This window comes from Streptomyces sp. NPDC049837 (assembly GCF_040674455.1).
GTDB lineage: Bacteria > Actinomycetota > Actinomycetes > Streptomycetales > Streptomycetaceae > Streptomyces.
In genome coordinates this window covers 344,873-363,311 of sequence record NZ_JBFAMP010000003.1, presented here as the reverse complement: position 1 = coordinate 363,311, position 18,439 = coordinate 344,873, and the positions used below count along the sequence as shown (strand labels likewise).

16 protein-coding genes are annotated in these 18,439 nt (G+C 73.1%); 7 read left to right on the top strand and 9 right to left on the bottom strand.

Features of this window, described 5'->3' with window-relative positions; translation table 11 throughout:
• Positions 1-250 precede the first annotated feature (250 nt).
• The 5 genes from AB0J57_RS09560 to AB0J57_RS09540 are packed head-to-tail and all read left to right on the top strand — an operon-like array spanning position 251 to position 5,734.
• The gene (locus AB0J57_RS09560; RefSeq protein WP_366127471.1) at positions 251-2,959 is read left to right on the top strand and encodes a nitrate- and nitrite sensing domain-containing protein; all 2,709 of its coding nucleotides are present in this window, start codon (positions 251-253) and stop codon (positions 2,957-2,959) included.
• Positions 2,956-3,465, top strand: a complete 510-nt coding sequence (locus AB0J57_RS09555) for a roadblock/LC7 domain-containing protein (RefSeq protein ID WP_366127470.1) — start codon at positions 2,956-2,958, stop codon at positions 3,463-3,465. Before AB0J57_RS09560 ends, AB0J57_RS09555 begins: the two co-directional genes overlap by 4 nt.
• On the top strand, positions 3,462-3,872 hold the full coding sequence (locus AB0J57_RS09550) for a DUF742 domain-containing protein (protein WP_366127469.1): 411 nt from the start codon (positions 3,462-3,464) through the stop codon (positions 3,870-3,872). Before AB0J57_RS09555 ends, AB0J57_RS09550 begins: the two co-directional genes overlap by 4 nt.
• Positions 3,853-4,482: an ATP/GTP-binding protein gene (locus tag AB0J57_RS09545; protein ID WP_366127468.1), complete on the top strand. Its 630-nt coding sequence runs from the start codon at positions 3,853-3,855 to the stop codon at positions 4,480-4,482. The genes AB0J57_RS09550 and AB0J57_RS09545 overlap by 20 nt, the downstream gene beginning before the upstream one ends.
• 16 nt (positions 4,483-4,498) lie before the next feature.
• Positions 4,499-5,734: a styrene monooxygenase/indole monooxygenase family protein gene (locus AB0J57_RS09540; RefSeq protein WP_366127467.1), complete on the top strand. Its 1,236-nt coding sequence runs from the start codon at positions 4,499-4,501 to the stop codon at positions 5,732-5,734.
• Between the two features lie 7 nt (positions 5,735-5,741).
• Here AB0J57_RS09540 and AB0J57_RS09535 read toward each other — a convergent pair whose 3' ends face one another.
• The 7 genes from AB0J57_RS09535 to AB0J57_RS09505 all read right to left on the bottom strand — a co-directional run bounded on the left by AB0J57_RS09535 (position 5,742) and on the right by AB0J57_RS09505 (position 13,264).
• On the bottom strand, positions 5,742-6,359 hold the full coding sequence (locus tag AB0J57_RS09535; RefSeq protein ID WP_366127466.1) for an isochorismatase family protein: 618 nt from the start codon (positions 6,357-6,359) through the stop codon (positions 5,742-5,744).
• A gap of 24 nt (positions 6,360-6,383) precedes the next feature.
• Complete coding sequence (locus AB0J57_RS09530) at positions 6,384-7,367, bottom strand: GlxA family transcriptional regulator (protein ID WP_366127465.1); 984 nt, start codon at positions 7,365-7,367, stop codon at positions 6,384-6,386.
• Positions 7,368-7,444: 77 nt separating this feature from the next.
• On the bottom strand, positions 7,445-8,554 hold the full coding sequence (locus tag AB0J57_RS09525; RefSeq protein WP_366127464.1) for an NlpC/P60 family protein: 1,110 nt from the start codon (positions 8,552-8,554) through the stop codon (positions 7,445-7,447).
• Between the two features lie 98 nt (positions 8,555-8,652).
• On the bottom strand, positions 8,653-11,232 hold the full coding sequence (locus AB0J57_RS09520) for a PQQ-binding-like beta-propeller repeat protein (protein WP_366127463.1): 2,580 nt from the start codon (positions 11,230-11,232) through the stop codon (positions 8,653-8,655).
• 47 nt (positions 11,233-11,279) lie between these two features.
• Positions 11,280-11,546, bottom strand: a complete 267-nt coding sequence (locus tag AB0J57_RS09515) for a hypothetical protein (RefSeq protein WP_366127462.1) — start codon at positions 11,544-11,546, stop codon at positions 11,280-11,282.
• An 11-nt stretch (positions 11,547-11,557) separates the two neighbouring features.
• Positions 11,558-12,286, bottom strand: a complete 729-nt coding sequence (locus tag AB0J57_RS09510; RefSeq protein ID WP_366127461.1) for a TetR/AcrR family transcriptional regulator — start codon at positions 12,284-12,286, stop codon at positions 11,558-11,560.
• Positions 12,287-12,328: 42 nt separating this feature from the next.
• Positions 12,329-13,264: a diiron oxygenase gene (locus AB0J57_RS09505; RefSeq protein ID WP_366127460.1), complete on the bottom strand. Its 936-nt coding sequence runs from the start codon at positions 13,262-13,264 to the stop codon at positions 12,329-12,331.
• A gap of 160 nt (positions 13,265-13,424) precedes the next feature.
• On the opposite strand from AB0J57_RS09505, the gene AB0J57_RS09500 reads away from it, so the two are divergent.
• Together AB0J57_RS09500 and AB0J57_RS09495 are read left to right on the top strand one after the other, a co-directional pair.
• Complete coding sequence (locus AB0J57_RS09500) at positions 13,425-14,543, top strand: ferritin-like domain-containing protein (protein ID WP_366127459.1); 1,119 nt, start codon at positions 13,425-13,427, stop codon at positions 14,541-14,543.
• Between the two features lie 15 nt (positions 14,544-14,558).
• Positions 14,559-15,353, top strand: a complete 795-nt coding sequence (locus tag AB0J57_RS09495; RefSeq protein WP_366127458.1) for a hypothetical protein — start codon at positions 14,559-14,561, stop codon at positions 15,351-15,353.
• A 4-nt stretch (positions 15,354-15,357) separates the two neighbouring features.
• On the opposite strand, the gene AB0J57_RS09490 is transcribed toward AB0J57_RS09495, so the two are convergent.
• A complete protein-coding gene (locus tag AB0J57_RS09490; RefSeq protein WP_366127457.1) occupies positions 15,358-16,863 on the bottom strand; it encodes a penicillin-binding transpeptidase domain-containing protein in 1,506 nt (501 codons plus the stop codon).
• Entirely contained in the window at positions 16,860-18,212 is a 1,353-nt protein-coding gene (locus tag AB0J57_RS09485; RefSeq protein WP_366127456.1) for an FtsW/RodA/SpoVE family cell cycle protein, read from the bottom strand. The genes AB0J57_RS09490 and AB0J57_RS09485 overlap by 4 nt, the downstream gene beginning before the upstream one ends.
• Positions 18,213-18,439 lie beyond the last annotated feature (227 nt).

Genomic DNA, 18,439 nt, shown 5'->3' with positions numbered 1-18,439 from the left:
TCCTGCCAAAGCCCGCGTGGATCTTTCAACCCGTCCCCCCGCGCGCTCATGAGGCATGCGCCCGGGAGAGTTGTTCGCCAACTCAGGATTGTTGTTCACTCGTTCGGGTGGCGGAGTGGCCGACGTGTGCCTCCTTCAACAACAGCGCTGGAATGGTCGAGGCCGTACCAGGGGTTGGAGGGCTGATCGCATATGTGACCGGTCGTCACCTCTGCTTCATGGGCGGACGAGTTCAAGAATGTGAGCACCGGTGCAGAAGCGCAGTGAGACTCCCGGCGATCCCCAGGCACCGGGCGGCCGCGGCGTACGGGTACGCAGCCGGCTCGTCGTCGGGGTCGCCCTGGTCGGGATCACCGTCCTGGGGGCCGGCGCCCCCGCCGTCCTCACCGCCTCCGGCGACCTCACCGACTCCCAGCGACTGGTGACCCTCGCCGAGCTCAACCGGCAGGCGGTCACCCTCGCGCACTCCCTCGCCGACGAGCGCGACGAGGTCACCGCGTACATCGCCGCCGGACGGGCCGCCGCCAAGGGCGGCGAGGAGGGCGGCGAGGAGGGCGGCAGCGGCAAGGGCGCCCCGCCCGCCGTCGACGCCGCCCACCGCGCCCGCGTCGACCGGCAGATCGACGAGATCCACGCCGAGGCGCCCGCCGACCTCCGCCGCGACCTCGCGGGCCTCCCCGCCATCCGGCGCTCCGCCCTCACCGGCAAGGGCACCGCCATGGAGGCCCACCGGGCGTACACCGACGTCATCGCCAAGCTCCACGCCCTGTCCGCCCAGCTCGCCGACAAGACCCCCGCCCGCGCCGCCGACGCGGGCGCCGGCACCCGCGCCCTCGCCGAGCTCGGCCGGGCCGTCGACCAGGCCTCCGCCACCCGGGGCCTGCTCCTCGGCGCGCTCGCCGTCCCCGGCAAGAAGAACACCGGCCTCGTCTACGACCCCGTCACCGGGCAGTACGTCGAGCCGGAGGACCCCGCCGGCGACGAGGCCGACCGCACGCGCGGCCTGCTGAGCGCCGCCGCCCAGCAGGCCCGGGTCCGCGAACAGGCCGCCCTCGCCGACTTCGACCAGGCCGCCCCGCCCGCCGCCCGCGACTCCCTCGCCGCCACGGTCACCGGCCCCGAGGTCAAGAGCGCCGAAACCTCCCTCGCGCGCCTCACCGACCGGCCCGAGCTGTCCAAGGACGAGCGCAAGACCGACCAGGAGAAGCTGCGCGCCACCCTCACCGCCCGCATCGAGCAGATGCGCGGTGTCGAATCCTCCCTCGCCACCGGCGAGGTGCGGCGCATGGAGCAGCTCCGCGACGACGACGTCACCGCGCTCGAACTGCGCATCGCGCTCCTCGGCGGCTGCCTGCTCATCGCGATCGGCGTCTCCACCGCCGTCGCCCGCACCCTCACCCAGCCGCTCGCCGTCCTCCGCATCGGCGCCGCCCGCCTGGCCGGAGCGCCCGAGACGGAGGAACCGGTCCGGTACACCGGCCGCAACGACGAGTTCGCCCAGGTCGTACGCTCCCTCAACACCCTGCACGGCAAGCTCCTCGACCTCGGCGCCCGCGCCGAGCGGCTCGACGCCGAGCGCACCGACGCCGTCGCCGCCCGCGAGGCCCTCACCGCCGAACTGGCGGGGCAGCGCGCCGAGCTGCGCGAGCGGACCGAAAGGATCAGTGCCGAGCTGGAGGCGCTGCGCGGCAGCGTCCACCACACGTTCGTCAACCTCTCCCTCCGTACGCTCGGACTCGTCGAACGGCAGCTCGCCGTCATCGAGAAGCTGGAGGAGCGCGAGCAGGACCCGGAGCGGCTCGCCACGCTCTTCAAGCTCGACCACATGGCCACGGTCATGCGCCGCCACAGCGAGAACCTCCTCGTCCTCGCCGGCCACGAGCACAACCACGCCCACCAGGGCCCGGTCCCGCTGGTCGACGTGCTGCGCGCCGCCGTCAGCGAGATCGAGCGGTACGAGCGGGTCACCATCCAGTCGCTGCCGCCGCACGCCTACGTGGCCGGGTTCGCCGCCGACGACCTGAGCCACCTGCTCGCCGAGCTGCTGGAGAACGCCACGTCCTTCTCGCCGCCGGACGCCAAGGTGCAGCTCTCCGGCTGGCTGCTGGAGAGCGGCGAGGTGATGCTCTCCGTCGAGGACGAGGGCATAGGGATGACGGAGGGCCGGCTCGCCGAGCTGAACGCCCGCCTGGCCGACCCGGAGGCGGAGTCCGCGTCCGCCGCCGACCGGGACGGCGAGGGCCTCGGCATCCGGGTGGCCGCGCTGCTCGCGTCGCGGCACGGCGTACGCGTCCAACTGCGGGAGCACAAGCAGGGCGGCGTGACGGCGGTCGTGGTCCTCCCGCCCGCGCTGCTCCCGGACGCGCCGCCGACCGCCCTGCCCCCGTCGGTCACCGTCGCGGGCACGGCCCCCACGCTGAACCTCCCCGGCTCGGTCGCCGAGGCCAACTCCAACACCCTCCCCGGCGCCCGCACGGCCCGCGACCCGCTGGTCGCCGCCGCCGAAGCGACGCTCGCCGCGACCACGGACGACGCTCCTACGGACGACGCGCCCGAGGAGCCGGAGCCCGAAGAGCCCGACACCGAGCCCGAGCCGGGGGAGACCGAGCCCGACACCGAGCCCGACACCGAGCCCGAGCCCGAGCCCGAGGCTCACGAGCGCGCGGAGGACCCCGAGGGCGACGAGGCCCAGCCGCGCGCCCGCGAGCCCAAGTGGGAGCGCGTCACCGACAAGGGGCTGCCCAAGCGGACGCCCAAGGTGGTGGAGCCGACCGCGCCGGCCGCCGGGCGCAAGGGCGGGGTGGACGCCGAGGCGCTGCGGCGCCGGCTCGGCGGGTTCCACCAGGGCGCCCAGGCCGGCCGCCGCGACGCCGAGGCCGAGATCGCGGAGAGCACCCAGCAGTTGGAAGCGGTACGTACCGAAGAGACGGGGGACACAGTCGAGGAGGCACGCAGTTGACTGCGAGGACCGGCAGTACCACCGGCACCGCAACGTTCGGACTGAGCAGCGAGGCCAAGAACCTGCACTGGCTGCTCGGCAACCTCGTCGAGGAGGTGCCGGGGGTCCGTTCCGTAGCCGTCGTCTCGTCCGACGGGCTGATGCTGCTCTCCTCCGACCCGGCGGACCGCAAGGCCAAAGCCCCGGCCGACCGCCCCCGGTCCGACGGGCCACGCGGGTCGAGCGCCGACCTCGCCACCATCGTCTCCGGCATCGGCAGCCTCACCATCGGCGCCGCCAAGCTCATGGACGGCGGCGGCGTCAAGCAGACGATGGTCGCGATGGAGGAGGGCAGCGTCTTCGTCATGTCGATCAGCGACGGCTCGCTCCTCGGCGTGCACGCCACCCCCGACTGCGACATGAGCGTCGTCGCGTACCACATGGCGCTCTTCGTCGGCCGCGCCGGACACGTACTCACGCCCGAACTCCGCAGGGAGCTGCGCCAGTCGATGGAGAGTGCCGAATGACCTCCGCATCCGCCGCCGGCCGGCTGCCGGTCCGGGGCGGTGGGCGGCGGCCCGCCCGCGTCCGCCCCTACTCGCTCACCGGCGGCCGCACCCGCTTCGGCCACGTCCTGCTCGTCGAGACGTTCGTCGCCGCGCTGGAGGCGCCCGAGGAGCGCAAGGAGCTGACCAACGGCACGCTCGTCTCCCGGGTCATGCCGGAGATGCGGGCCATCGTCGAGATCTGCCGCCGCATGCGTACGGTGGCCGAGATCTCCGCGCTGCTGAAGATGCCGCTGGGCGTCGTCCGGGTGCTGCTCAGCGACCTGGCCGACCAGGGGAGGATCCGCGTGTACGGCACCGGTCACGGCACCGGCCAGCCCGACCGCGCACTGCTCGAAAGGGTGCTGAGTGGTCTCCGTCGTCTCTGAGGCAACTGTCGAGGAAGGCCGGCCGCAGGAAGACGTCCAGTCCTGGCAGCTCGACCACACCCGCGCCCCCATAGCGACGAAGGTCGTCGTCGCGGGCGGCTTCGGCGTCGGCAAGACGACCTTCGTCGGATCGGTCTCGGAGATCACGCCGCTCCGGACCGAGGCGCTGATGACGCAGGCGAGCGAGGACACCGACGACCTGTCCGCGACGCCCGAGAAGCTCACCACGACCGTCGCCATGGACTTCGGGCGCATCACGCTCGACGACGACCTCGTGCTGTACCTCTTCGGTACGCCGGGGCAGCAGCGGTTCTGGTTCATGTGGGACGACCTGGTGCGCGGTGCGATCGGCGCCATCGTGATGGCCGACACCCGGCGGCTGACGGACTGCTTCCCGGCGCTGGACTACTTCGAGAGCTGCGGCCTGCCGTACATCGTGGCGGTCAACCACTTCGAGGGAACCGAGCTGTTCGAGGCCGAGGACGTGCGCGAGGCGCTCACGGTGCCCAAGGACGTACCGATCGTGATCATGGATGCCCGGAAGCGGATCACGGTGGTCGACTCGCTGCTGGCGCTCGTCGCCCGTGCCCTCGAAACCACCCCTGAGTAAGGAAAAGAGACCTTCGATGCGGAAGATACTCATCGTCGGAGCCGGGCAGTCCGGTCTCCAGCTCGCCCTCGGCCTCCAGTCGCAGGGGTACGAGGTCACCCTGATGTCCAACCGCACGGCGGATGAGATCCGGGCCGGCCGGGTCATGTCCACGCAGTGCATGTTCGACACGGCGCTCCAGCACGAGCGGGACCTCGGCATCAACTTCTGGGAGTCCCAGGCCCCGCGCATCGAGGGCCTCGGCGTCTCCGTCGGCGCGCCCGACGCTTCCCGCCCGGTCGACTGGGTCGCCGAACTGGACGGGTACGCCCAGTCCGTCGACCAGCGCGTGAAGATGGCGGGCTGGATGGAGACCTTCGCACAGCGCGGCGGCCAGCTCGTCATCCATGGCGCGGCGGTCTCCGACCTGGACTACTTCTCGCGCACCTACGACCTGGTGCTCGTCTCGGCGGGCAAGGGCGAGCTGGTGTCGATGTTCGGCCGGGACGCCTCCCGTTCCCCGTACAGCGAGCCGCAGCGCGCGCTGGCCGTCGCGTACGTGCACGGGCTCGGCCCGCGCCCCGAGCACCCGGACATGGAGGCGGTGCGCTGCAACCTGGTGCCGGGGGTCGGCGAGCTGTTCGTGATGCCGACGCTGACCACCAGCGGCCGGGCGGACATCCTGTTCTGGGAGGGCATCCCGGGTGGCCCGCTGGACGTCTTCCAGGGCGTCAAGGACCCCTCCGAGCACCTGGCGCTGACGCTGGAGCTGATGGAGAGGTTCACGCCCTGGGAGTACGCGCGGGCCACCAAGGTCGAGCTGACCGATGCCAACGGCACCCTTTCCGGCCGGTACGCCCCGACCGTCCGCAACCCCATCGGGCGCCTGCCCGGCGGAGGCCTGGTCCTGGGCGTCGCGGACGTGGTCGTCGCCAATGACCCGATCACCGGCCAGGGCTCCAACTCGGCCTCCAAGTGCGCCGCCTCCTACCTCGCGTCGATCACCGAGCACGGCGACAAGCCGTTCGACGAGGCCTGGATGCAGCAGACGTTCGACCGCTACTGGGAGACCGCCCAGCACGTCACCAAGTGGACCAACGCCATGCTGGGCGTCCCGCCGGAGCACGTCCTGAACCTCATCGGAGGCGCCGGCCAGCTCCCGCCCGTGGCGCACCGGATCGCGAACGGCTTCAACGACCCGTCCGACTTCGAGAACTTCTTCTACGACCCGGACAAGGCGGGGGCCTACCTGGCGTCCGTCGCGGGGGCGTGACCGGCGGTCAGCCGGTGAGCCATCCGGCCGTGAGGTGCTCGACGGTGGGCGCCACGGTGCCGAAGAGGTCGGCGATGGTCGTCAGGCTCGCCGTCTTCAGCGCGGCGGCGGGCACGGTGCTGCCGTCGGGTGCGGCCAGCGAGCGGGTGGCCGTCGCCTCGGCCACCACGGTGGGCCGGTAGCCGAGGTTGAAGGCGCCCTGGGCGGTGGAGGCCACGCACATGTGGGTCATGAACCCGGCCAGTACCAGGTCGGGCCCGGCGTCCAGGGCGCGCAGCGTCTCCTCCAGATCCGTCTGGTGGAAGGAGTTGGGGAACCCCTTCACCACGACCGGTTCGCCGTCGACGGGCGCCACTTCGGCGCTGATGGCACCGATCTCGGCGCGGATGTCGTACGGCGTGCCCTCGCCCCCGTCGTGGATGACGTGGACGACCGGTGTGCCGGCCGAGCGGGCGGCGGCGAGCAGGCGCGCCCCGGCGGCCAGCGCGGGCCCGGCGCCGTCGAGGGCCATGACGCCCGTGCGGTAGGTGTTCTGGAAGTCGATCAGTATCAGGGTGGTTTCGCCGAGGCGGGGCAGTGTGTTGTCGAGGCCGGTGACGTCGCGCAGCGTCGGGGAGACATTCATGGGTGAACGGTGCCTTTCGGTCGGTCAGGAAGCGGTACGGAAGCGGCGGCGGTAGGCGGCCGGGGTGGTGCTGATCTGCTTGCGGAAGGCGCGGTGCAGCGTTTCCACCGAGCCCATGCCGGTCGCCGCAGCGATCCGCTCCAGCGGCTCGTCGGTGGTCTCCAGCAGGCGGCGGGCGGTTTCGACCCGGGCGGCCTCCACGTAGGCGGCCGGGCTGGTGCCGGTCTCCTGGCGGAAGACCCGGGCGAAATGGCGCTCACTCAGGCACATGCGCTCGGCCAGCGCGGGCACGGACAGGTCGCCGTCGAGGTGCTCGGTGATGAACACGCGCAGCTCGTCGATGTCCCGGCGGGCGGGCGCGGGCCGGCTGAGCGGCACGCTGAACTGGCTCTGGCCGCCCTGCCGCCTGAGGTACATCACCAACTGCCGGGCCACGGCCAGGGCGGGCTCCTCGCCGTGGTCCTCGGCGACCAGGGCGAGCGCCAGGTCCATGCAGGTGCTGATGCCCGCCCCGGTCCACACCCGGCCGGAGCGGACGAAGATCGGGTCGGCGTCGACCCGCACCCGCGGGTACTCGGCCGCCAGTTGTGCCGCGGTCGACCAGTGCGTGGTCGCCCGCCGCCCGTCCAGGAGCCCGGCGGCCGCGAGCACGTGCGCGCCCACGCACACCGACGCGATCCGCCGCGCGTACGGCGCCGTCGCCCTCACCCACTCCACCACGGTGTCGTCGACCCGGGCCACCGGGCCGTCCGGGGAGGGGTCCACCGCGCCGGGCACCACCAGGGTGTCCACCGCGGCCCCCACCTCGGCGAAGGTCAGGTCCGTCACCAGACGCACGCCGGCCGATGTGACGACCGGCCCGGCCTCGGGGCCCGCCAGGCGCACCTCGTACCCCGCCCGGCCGTCGGTCACCCGGTTGGCCAGGGTGAACACCTCGGCCGGGCCGGTGACATCGAGCAGGTCGACATCCGGGAAGACCGCGATGACGACGCGGTGGGAAGTGGGCATGCGTCCATGGTCACGGCGGCGCCCGATGGCCGCAATGACGGCTCTCTGTCACATTCGGCCACCCGCCGCGCCGGGGCTCAGCCCTGGTCGTAGCCCTCGTCGGAGCCGCCCGCCGCGCCCGGGGGCAGTCGCGGCGGGGTGTAGGCGCGCAGGGAGCGGGCCGTGGGGTCGGGGCGTACCGCGCCGAGGAGGGGGTTGGCGGCGATGGGGGAGACCTTGACGCGGGCGCCGGGGCGGGGCGCCTGGATGACGAGCCCGTCGCCCAGGTAGATGGCGACGTGGGTGGCCTTGGGGAAGTAGACCACCAGGTCGCCGGGGCGCAGGGCGCGCAGGGGCACCTTGGGGAGGGTGCGCCACTGTTCCTGGCTGGTGCGGGGGATGGGGCGGCCCGCCTTGGCCCACGCCTGGGAGGTGAGGCCCGAGCAGTCGAAGGACTCGGGCCCCTCGGCGCCCCACACGTACGGTTTGCCGATCTGTCCGGCGGCGTACTCCAGGGCCTCGTCGCCCAGTTCGGAGGGGGTACGGGTGCCGGTCAGCTTGCCGGTGGCGAGGAGTTCGCGCTGGGCGTCCGCCGTTTCGGCCTCCTCCAGGGCGGCCAGCTCCTCGACCTCGTCGTCCGACAGCGCGGCGAGGGTCTCCTCCACCTCCTTGAGGCGGGCGGTGACCTCGTCGCGGGCCTTCTTCTGCTTCTCGGCCAGCGTCTGTTCCCGGTCCAGCGCCTTGCGGGAGGCCGTGGCCAGCTCGTCCGCCCGCTTCTCGCCCTTCTCCAGCCGGGCCACGGTGGCGGCCCGTTCGCGCGCGGCGCGCCGGAGCAGGCGGTGCTGGTCGAGGGCGTGGTCGGGGTCGCGGGCGAGCAGCAGGCGCAGGGAGGAGGAGAAGTCGGTACGGCCCTGGTACTGGGCGCGGGCCAGCCGTCCGGCGTCGACCCGGGCGCGGGCGAGGGAGTCGCGGGTGCGGCTCAGGTCGCCGGTGAGCTTCTTCGTCTCGGCGGCGAGCGCCTTCAGCTCCTCCTCGGTGGCGTTGTACGTCTCGGTCGCCTCCTCCGCCTGCTGGTACAGGGTGCGGAGCTGGGCGAGCAGCTCCGGCACCGTGGACTCCGGTGACTCGGGCGCGGCGGTCGCGGGGCCGGCGGGCAGCGTCGCCAGCAGCGCGGCCACGCACACGGTCCGCAGCAGCCTTCCTGACATGACATCACCTCCGCCCCCATCGTGAAGCGGTGGATGATACGACTAGCGCATAAAATGCATGACTAGGCGGATCGGCCCAATACGGTCACCCGTCCCGGTCACTCCACCGGCAGCGCGTAGAACGTCCGGTCGCGGCGCACGACGACGCCGGCCGCGCCCGCCGCCAGGGCGGTGTACGGGGCCGACGTCTCCTTGCCGCCCGGGTCCTGGACCCCGGCGTCCTGGAACTTCCACAGCCGCCGCCCGTCGCCCGCCCCGAACGCGGTGACCTGCGAGCCGTCCGCCGCGAGCAGGGTGCGGCCGCTCGCGCTCACGGTCACGCCCGGCACGTCACCGCCCGCCGCCGCCTCCGTCCCGCGCCGCCACCGCGCCCTGCCGGTCGCCGGATCGACCGCGTACACCGCCTGGGAGCGGTCCGCGACGTACAGCGTGCCGCCGCGCACCTCGGCGCGCCCGAAGACACCGCCGCCCGCCAACTGCCACAGCGGCCTTCGGGTACGGGTGTCGAACCCGTGCAGGGCGTTGCCGACCGCCGTGTAGAGCCGCCCCGACTCGTCCCCGGACACCGTGGCGCCCGGCCGCGCCCCGCCGAACGGCCGGAACCACTGGCGTGCCCCGGTGGCCCGGTCGTGCGCGTAGAAGATCGCGAGCCCCTTGGCGGCCTTGACCTGCGCGGCCGTGAGCGACCGCGGGTCCTGGCGCACGACGAGGGCGTCCGGCCGCAGCGCGAGCACCTCGTAGGCGGGGGTGTACGGCGGACGGCCGTTGGGGACCTGGACGCGCCACAGCTCCTTGGAGCGCGCGACGTCGTACGCGAAGAGGTACGTGCGGGCCGCCACCGTGCCGGTGAACCACACGACGTCGCCCGCGTGTCCGGCGACCGCCGACAGGCGCAGGCCGCCGGGGAACGGCGTCCGCCCCTCGACCGTGCCGTCCTTCGGCGAGAGCAGCCGGAACCCGTCGGCGCCGACGACGAGCAGCCGGTCGCCACCGACGGTCAGGGCGCGGTGCCCGGAGGCGGCGTCGGCGCGCTGCCAGAGGCGCCGGCCGGTGGCGAGGTCGACGCCCGTGGTGTGGGCGTCGGAGGTCAGGACGAGGGTGCGGTCCCGCCAGACGGCGGCGTTCAGCGTGGAGCGCTCGGTGGCGGGGTGGACGTACGCCCAGCGCGGCTGGGGCGGCACCCCGGACACGGCGGGGCGGGGGCGGGCCGCGGGCCTGGCGTCGGTACGCGGCTCCTCGCCGTCGCCGGACGTGAACGCCAGCACGCCGCCGCCCCCGAGGACGGCTCCCGCCACACCCGCGGCCAGGCCGGTGAACAGCCCGCGGCGGGAGAGCGCGGGGGACGGGGAGGCGGGCGCGGGCGCCGGGACCCGGACCGGTAGCGGGACCGGCAGGGCGGGCGCCGGGGCCTGTGCCTGGACCGGCGGGGCGGGCGGGAGGAGCACCTGCGGCGGCCGGGCCGCCGGCACGAGTTCGGTCGCCGGCGGCTCCCGCCGCACCTGCCGCCCCACCCGCACGGTCCGCCCGTCGAGGTCGGCACCGGGGGAGCCCGCGCCGGGGGAGTCCGCGCCGGCGGAGGCCGCGTCGCCGACACCTGCGCCGTCGGGCCCCACGCCACCGGCACCCGCGTCCGCGGGCCCCACGCCACCGGAACCCGTGCCATCGGGCCCCGCGTCGCCGACCCCCGCGTCGCCGACCCCCGCGTCCGCGGGGCCCGCATCCCCGTCGGCGGCCGCGTCCGTGAGGGCCGTGTCGTTTCCGGGCGTTCCGTGGAGCGGTGCCTCCAGCGCCGCCACCCGTGCCGCCTGGGCGGCGATGGCCGTGGCCAACCGGTCCGGCAGCCAACTGCCTCGGGCCAGGGCGGCCGCGCCCTCCAGGGCCAGCGTCGCGGCGACGCGGCCGGCCGTGGGGCGGTCGTCCGGGGACTTGGCGAGGCACTGGGCGATCAGCGGCCGCAGGTCCTCCGGCACGGCACCGAGGTCCGGTTCGGCGTCCGCGATGGCCGCAGCGTCCGCCAGCGGAGGGGTGCCGGCCGCGGCGTACGCCAGTAGCAGGCCCAGCACGAAAACGTCCGACGGCGGGCCCGGCTCGTGCCCGGCGAGCTGCTCGGGGGTGAGGTAGCCGAGCCGTACCGACAACTGCCCGCCCGCGCGGGCCTCCGCCGACCCCGCCGCGCCCAGCGCGCCGAACGCGGTCAGCCGTGGCCCGTCGGCCGCCAGCAGCACCGTGCCGGGGGCCAGCCCGTGCAGCACCGCCCCGGTCGCGTGCACCCGCGACAGCGTCTCGGCGAGCCCGGCGCCCAGCACCCGTACCGCCTTCTCGGGCAACGGCCCGGCGAGGGCGACCGCTTCGCCGAGGGGCAGCGCGGGTTCGTAGGGCGTCGCCGTCCACAGCCGTGGCCCGTCGACGTCGGCGGCCAGCGGCCGCGGCACCCACCCGCCGGCCAGCCTCTCCGCCGTACGCGCCTCCGCCGCGAAGCGCCGCCGGAACGCGGGCAGTTCCGCGAGCCGGGCCGGCGCCACGGTGACGACGGCCGTCGTACCGTCGTCGGCCCGCGCGAGGTACCGCACCGCGCTCGCGGACTCGCCGAGGCGGGCCAGCACGGTGTACGGCCCGCAGCGGTGGGGGTCACCGTCCCGCAGAGGCTCGATCGGCTGAAGAGGCGACGACGGTTCCATGCGGAAACTCCCCCTTTGGCGGCACGGCGGCGCGAATGCCCGTGATCCTACGACTTCCGGGACCAGGGCCAGTTCAGCTCGCGCCGCTCGCGCCCCTCGGGGGCGTACTCGTACTTCCAGCCGCGCCGGAGCCCGAGCCGCCTGGTGTAGCCGGAGGGGACGCGGCGGTAGGCGTGGACGGTCGGCGGGCCGCCGTCCTCGGCCGGGACGGGGACCGTGTACCACTTGGGCGGGTGGCCGGTGATGCCGGTGAGGACCGGCAGGACCCGGCCGTCCAGGGGGCCGCCGTAGAAGGGGGTGTTCTCGCTTCGCACGACAGCCAGTGTCACAGGAGGTGCGCGGCCTCGCTCACCACGGGGATCACGCGGCGCGCCAGGGTGCCCACCGGGCCCTCGGCCGTCTCCTGCGCCAGCAGCCCCGCCACCGCGCCGGCCGTCTGCTCGTCCGTCGCGGCGGTCGCCGTCAGCAGGGCGACCAGGTGGTCGACCAGCCAGGCGCGCAGTTCGGCGGCGGGCGGCCGCTTGTCCTCGTCCAGCCAGATGAGCGACGCCGCCTCGACCGCCGCGATCCACGTGCGCACCATCATCCGCAGCCTCGGCCCCGGCTCCGGCACGCCCAGGTGGAGCAGGATCTGCTCGGCGGCGGCGCGCCGCACCTCGTCGACGATCGCGGTCGTACGGGACGTCTCGGCGACGCTGCCGCCCTGGAGCAGGGCGCTGAACCCGGCGTCGTGCTCGTCGACGAAGGCCAGGTACCGGTCGAGGACGCGGGCGAGCCGCTCGGTGGGCGGGCCGACGGCCGGTTCGGCGAAGCACAGTTCCAGCTCGTCGGCGGCCGACCGCAGCGCGGCCTCGTACAACTCCTGCTTGCCGCCCGCGAAGTAGCGGTACACCAGCGGCCGCGACACCCCGGCCGCCTCGGCGACGTCGTCGAGCGAGACGTCCTCCGGTGCCCGGTGCGCGAAGAGCGAGAGGGCGACGCCGAGGAGCTGCGTACGGCGCTCCTCGACGCTGAGCCGTCGGTACGCGGGTGCGGGCGTGGCGGCACTGGTCATGCCCGCAGCGTAACTCCGCCCCATCCTCCGTGGTGGGGGGCTTCAGGCGAGGAGGCCGGAACTCTTCCAGAGCCTGCGCCCCACGCCCCGCAGCACGCCGATGTCGTCGAGGAAGTCCGTCAGCCGCTTGGCGCCGGACTGCATGACCTCGCGGCGGTGGCCGCTGGCCCTGACCTGGGCGACCGCCTCGCGCCGGTCGAGGCCGACGTTCTCGTACACCTGGGGGTTGACGAAGCAGACGGAGAAGACCCGGGCTGCCTCGCCGCAGCTCAGCCGGGTGAACTCCTGCTCCCAGCGCGGCGCGGTGACCATCTGGCGGCGCAACTCCTCGCGCGCGTACCGGACGTGCCGGGCCTCCTCCACCACATGGATGCGGGTCACACCGCGCACCAGGGTCTGGACGCGCTCGTCGGGGAAGGTCAGGCGCTGCATCCAGTCGAGGATCTCCTCACCGAGCAGCGTGGCCGCGAACGAACCGGGGGTCGTCGACACGGTCTTCAGGACGCGCGCCATGTTGTGGTAGACGCGCGGCACCTGGTACGCCGGGGCCTGGCCCTTCTGGATCATCCTCGCGAACATCATCGAGTGGCGGCACTCGTCCGCGATCTCGGTGAGCGCGTACCGGACGTGGTTGCTGGTGACCGACTTGTCGTAGATGTGCCGGACCAGGAGCTGCATCAGGATGATCTCGAACCAGATGCCGAGCGAGGCGAGCGACGCGGCCTCGTGCCGGGCCAGGTCCATCCGCTGCTCCTCGGACATCTTCCGCCACAGCGGGGTGTCGTAGAGGGAGACCAGCTCCGGCGGCCAGAACCACTTGCCGTCCTCGATGGGGGCGTCCCAGTCGAGTTCCTTGTCAGGGTCGAAGGAGTGCTTGGCGGACGATTCGAGCAGGCGCTCGGCGACCTGTTCGCGGTCCCGGAGCGGGCCGAGCGCGTCGCTGAGCAGACGTATGTCGCGTTCGGTCACGGTCGTCATGAGCGGGGCACCTCGCGCAGTTGGTGTTACTGGGGGTCATCCCTTATAAGACTGCGTGTCAGCAAGGCCGTCAATCCCCTGTGCCCGACTTGTTGACCCGGCGTCTACCAACGTGTGAGCCTGCCAACTACCCGTCAGCGCACAGGCGAAGGAGCCGTCCGTGTCGACGCATGACCTCTACAGCAGGGACCCGGGAGACTCGATCTGGCAGGTGCCGGCCACCGGATCGGCCCGCTTCAGTTGGGAGTACGACGACGGCCGCGACCGGTTGCTCGCCCTCTACCAGAAGGGCAAGGACAAGCAGTGGGACGGCGCCAGGCGTATCGACTGGGACCTGGAGGTCGACCCGTACGACCCGCTCGGCACCCCCGACGAGGCCCTGACGCTGTACGGGACGCGCCACTGGGCCAAGCTCACCGACAAGGACAAGGGTGAGCTGCGCAAGCACTACGCCTCCTGGCAGTTCAGCCAGTTCCTCCACGGCGAGCAGGGCGCCATGATCTGCGCGGCCCGGATCGTGGAGTCCGTCCCCGACATGGACGCCAAGTTCTACTCCGCCACCCAGACCATGGACGAGGCCCGCCACGCCGAGATCTACGGGCGCTTCCTGCACGAGAAGATCGGGATGCTCTACCCGATCAACGACAACCTCCAGGGCCTGCTGGGCGACACCCTCCGTGACTCCCGCTGGGACATGCCCTACCTCGGCATGCAGGTCCTCATCGAGGGCCTCGCACTCGCCGCGTTCGGGATGATCCGGGACACGACGGACAAGCCGCTGCCGAAGCAGATACTGGCGTACGTCATGCAGGACGAGGCCCGGCACGTCGCCTTCGGCCGGATGGCGCTGCGCGACTACTACAAGCAGCTCACCGACGCCGAACTGCGCGAACGCGAGGAGTTCGTCATCGAGGGCTGCTACCTGATGCGCGACCGGCTGCGCGGCGTGGAAGTGCTGGAGAACTTCGGCATCTCCAGGAAGGAAGCCGAGGAGTTCTCCGAACAGTCCGAATTCCTCCACCTCTTCCGCAAGCTCCTCTTCAGCCGGATCGTCCCCTGCGTCAAGGACATCGGCCTGTGGGGTGAACGCCTCCAGAAGGCCTATGTCGACATGGGCGTCTTCGAACTGGGCGACTCCAACCTGGACCTGCTCATGACCCAGGACGAGGAGATCGCCGAGCAGCTCGACCGCGAACGCTTCGCGGCCGAGGAGGCCGAGCGGGTCGCGGAGGTCACCGAGGCGATAGCCGAGGGCGGAGCAGGGGCTTCGCACCCGTGACGTAGCCTGGCGGGCATGACCATGCCGCCTCCGCCCCAGCAGCCGCCCGGCCCGTACGCGGGCCCGTACCAGCAGCAGCCAGGCCCCTACCAGCAGCCGCAGCAGCCCGGTTTCCCGCAGCAGTACCCCGGGCCGTACGGGGCACCGATGCCCCCGCAACCGCCGCGGAAGAAGAACACCGGCCTGGTCATCGGCATCGTCGCCGGGTCGCTGGTCCTGCTCGGCTGCCTCGGCTTCGGCGTCAAGATGGTCATCGACGGCGCCGGGGACGACACCCCCTTCCCGGCCGCCACGCACAAGCTCACCGTCCCCAAGACGCTGGTGGACGGCCAGTACACGCTCGCCCAGGACATGTCCGGCACCGAGGGCAAGAAGGTCCTGGACGAGTCGCACGACAGCAGCGTGCGCGCCGGCGGCGCGGCCGTGGCCCAGTACACCGCCCAGTCCGGCGACCAGGTCAAGGCGCTGGTCGTCTCCGGGTACTACGGCCAGATCAAGAACCCCGACCACCAGCGCAGAAGCGTGCTGCACGGTGCCGGCACCGCCCAGAACGCCAAGATCGAGACACCGGCCAAGGACGTCACGCCCGCCGGGTCGGACGTCAAGGTCGAGTGCGAGGTGCTCACCAACACCGAGGGCGGCAACCAGGTCACCTTCCCGATGTGCGCCTGGGGCGACGGCAACACCGCCGCCGGTGTCGGCGTCGTCGACTCGGCGTCCCTCGGCCAGAAGCCCGAGGACATCGACCTGGCCGAGGCCGCGGAGCTGACGCTGAAGGTCCGCGCGGAGATGCGCAAGCCGATCGGCTGACCCCTCACAGCGCCCCGTTTCGCGGACCGAGACGCTCGGCGCTGCGCCGCTCCTCCTCGCGCAGCGCCTCCTCCATCACCGAACGGGCGATCGGCGCCGCGCTGCCGCCGCCGCTGATGTCCTCCCGGTTCGCCGACGCGTCCTCCACGACCACCGCCACCGCGACCGCCGGCCGTCCCGTGTCCGCAGCCTGCGCCCAGCCGATGAACCAGGCGTACGGCGTGCCGATGTTGCCCACGCCGTGCTGCGCCGTGCCGGTCTTGCCGCCGACCTTCGCGCCGGGGATCGCCGCGTTGCTGCCCGAGCCGCCGTCGACGACGCCCACCATCAGTTGCTGGAGCCGCAGCGCGGTCGGCGGCAGCATCGCCTGGCGGTAGGTGCGGCGGACGTGCTGCGCCACGGTGTCGCCGTCGGACGTCGTCGTCCGGTCCACCAGGTGCGGGTGGGCGATCTCGCCGCCGTTGGCGACGGCGGCGGCGACCATCGCCATCTGGAGCGGGGTGGCCCGCGTGTCGTACTGGCCGATGGCGGAGAGCGCGAGCCGGTCCACGGTCATCTCGGTGTCGAAGTTGGACCTGGCCACCGCCGACGGGACGCGCAGCGAGGAGTCGTTGAAGCCGAACCGCGCCACCGCGTCGAGCATCCCGGCGGCCCCCACCTTCACCCCGAGGTGGGCCATCACCGTGTTGCAGGACCAGCGGATCGCGTACGCCAGTGAGGCGTTGCCGCAGCCCTTCGCCTCGTTGGGGAGGACGGTGCGGGTGCCCGGCAGCAGGTACGGATCGGGTGCGTCGGTCGGGGCGTCGACGTCCGTGACGATCCCGGCGTCCATCGCCGCCGCCGCGGTCACGATCTTGAACGTGGAGCCGGGCGGATACGTCTCCAGCAGGGCCCGGTTGAGCATCGGCCGGCCCGGTGCCGCGTTCAGTTCGGCCCACGTGGCGGCCACCTCGCGGCCGGTGCCGGACAGCAGCCCGGGGTCGTACGAGGGGCTGCTCACCAGGGCCAGGATGCGTCCGCTGTACGGCTCGATGGCGGCGACCGCGCCGCGCCGGCCCCGGAGCCCGTCGTACGCGAGGCGTTGGAGCGGCTCGCTGATGGTGGTGACGACGTCGCCGCCCGGCGGGCGGGTGCGGCTGAGGTCGTGCCAGAACGGGAAGGGCGCGAGCATGGGACTGGTCCCGGACAGCAGGGGGTCCTCCGCGTGTTCCAGGAGCGTGGTGCCGTATGTCTGCGAGGCGTACCCGGTCACCGGTGCGTACAGCGGGCCGTCGGTGTACGTGCGCTCGTGGCGCAGCGGCTGGCCGGTGTCCTTGGAGCCGGTGACCGGCGCGCCGTCCACGACGATGTCGCCGCGCGGCTCGGCGTAACGGGCCAGGACCGGGCGCCGGTTGGCGGGGTTCCTGTCCAGCGACGGCGCCTCGAAGACCTGCACGCGGGCGGCGTTGACCAGCAGGGCCGCCAGGAGCAGCAGGCACAGCACGGCGGCGTGCCGGATGCAGGGGATCACCGGACCTCCTCCGCCACCGGGACGATGGCACCGGGCTCCACGCCCTGGGGCTCCGGTGCGCGGGCGGAGTCGCTGACGCGGATCAGCAGGGCGACGATGATCCAGTTGGTGACGACCGACGAACCGCCCTGTGCCAGAAAGGGCATGGCCATGCCGGTCAGCGGGATCAGGCCCATGACTCCCCCGGCGATGACGAAGACCTGAAGCGCCGGGATGGAGGCGAGACCGGTGGCCAGGAGCCTGCCGAACGGATCCCGCAGAGCGAGCCCGGTCCGGAAACCGCGGGCCACCAACAGCGCGTACAGCAGGAAGACGGCCGTCAGCCCGGCCAGGCCCAGCTCCTCGCCGGCCGTGGCCAGGATGAAGTCGGACTTGGCGGCGAAGCCGATCAGGACCGATTCGCCCAGTCCCAGGCCGGTGCCGAGCATCCCGCCCGCCGCGAAGGCGAACAGCGACTGGGCGAGCTGGCCCGGCCCCTGGCCGGCCTCGATGGAGGCGAAGGGGTTCAACCAGTCCTCCACCCGGCTGTTGACGTGCGGTTCGAGGCTGCCGACCACGAACGCCCCGGCCGCCGCCAGCAGCAGCCCCACGGCGACCCAGCCGGTGCGGCCGGTGGCCACGTACAGCAGGATCACGAAGAGCCCGAAGAACAACAGGGAGGTCCCGAGATCCCGCTCCAGCACCAGCACGCCCACACTGACCAGCCAGATCGCCACGACCGGCCCCAGCACCCGCCCCGTCGGGAACTGCACGCGCCACACGCGGCGGCCCGTGTACGCGAGGGCGTTGCGGTTGGCCGCGAGGTACGCGGCGAAGAAGACGGCGAGCAGGATCTTGGCGAACTCGCCCGGCTGGAACGAGAAGCCACCGATCCGGATCCAGATCTTCGCGCCGTTGACGGCCGGGAAGAAGATCGGCACCAGCAGCAACAGCAGGGCGGCGGCGACCGACACGTACGCGTAGCCCTGCAAGGTCCGGTGGTCGCGCAGCAGGACGACCACCGCGATGAACAGCCCCACACCGAGGGTCGACCACACCAACTGGGTGGGCGCGGCGTGGTCGGCGGGGGTCTCCAGGTCGAGGCGGTAGATGAGGACCAGCCCGAGGCCGTTGAGCAGGACCGCGATGGGCAGCAGGAGCGGGTCGGCGTACGGGGCGCGGAACCGCACGGCGAGGTGCGCGAGCAGGGCCAGCAGGCCGAGCCCGGCCCCGTACGCGGCGGCGTCCGGCGGCACGGCACCGCTCCTGGCAAGACCGACGCCGACGTACCCGTACACGGCGATGAGGACGGCCCCGATGAGGAGGGACAGCTCCACTCCCCGGCGCTTGTGCGTCCTCGTTGCGGTCATGCCAGGCAACGTAGCAAGCGATATGTCCGTTATGTCGCCTGACACGGTTCGCACCCGGACGACGGCCGGGGCAGGGCTGTGCGGGGTCGCCCCCCGACCGTTGTGGGCAGTCGTCCCGCTGGGCGGGACGGGTGGGCACAACGGACCGGGGCGGTGCCTGTTCCCGGTGCCCGCGCGGGGCGGTGCGGATGCCGCCGGTGGGTGGGGGCGTGGCCCCCCCGGGCTCA

Bases quoted from the DNA above. Each gene is read 5' to 3' on its own strand.
- AB0J57_RS09550 (WP_366127469.1), top strand. From the start codon at position 3,462: ATGACCTCCGCATCCGCCGCCGGCCGGCTGCCGGTCCGGGGCGGTGGG.
- AB0J57_RS09540 (WP_366127467.1), top strand. From the start codon at position 4,499: ATGCGGAAGATACTCATCGTCGGAGCCGGGCAGTCCGGTCTCCAGCTC.
- AB0J57_RS09535 (WP_366127466.1), bottom strand. From the start codon at position 6,359: ATGAATGTCTCCCCGACGCTGCGCGACGTCACCGGCCTCGACAACACA.
- AB0J57_RS09530 (WP_366127465.1), bottom strand. From the start codon at position 7,367: ATGCCCACTTCCCACCGCGTCGTCATCGCGGTCTTCCCGGATGTCGAC.
- AB0J57_RS09525 (WP_366127464.1), bottom strand. From the start codon at position 8,554: ATGTCAGGAAGGCTGCTGCGGACCGTGTGCGTGGCCGCGCTGCTGGCG.
- AB0J57_RS09520 (WP_366127463.1), bottom strand. From the start codon at position 11,232: ATGGAACCGTCGTCGCCTCTTCAGCCGATCGAGCCTCTGCGGGACGGT.
- AB0J57_RS09510 (WP_366127461.1), bottom strand. From the start codon at position 12,286: ATGACCAGTGCCGCCACGCCCGCACCCGCGTACCGACGGCTCAGCGTC.
- AB0J57_RS09505 (WP_366127460.1), bottom strand. From the start codon at position 13,264: ATGACGACCGTGACCGAACGCGACATACGTCTGCTCAGCGACGCGCTC.
- AB0J57_RS09495 (WP_366127458.1), top strand. From the start codon at position 14,559: ATGACCATGCCGCCTCCGCCCCAGCAGCCGCCCGGCCCGTACGCGGGC.
- AB0J57_RS09485 (WP_366127456.1), bottom strand. From the start codon at position 18,212: ATGACCGCAACGAGGACGCACAAGCGCCGGGGAGTGGAGCTGTCCCTC.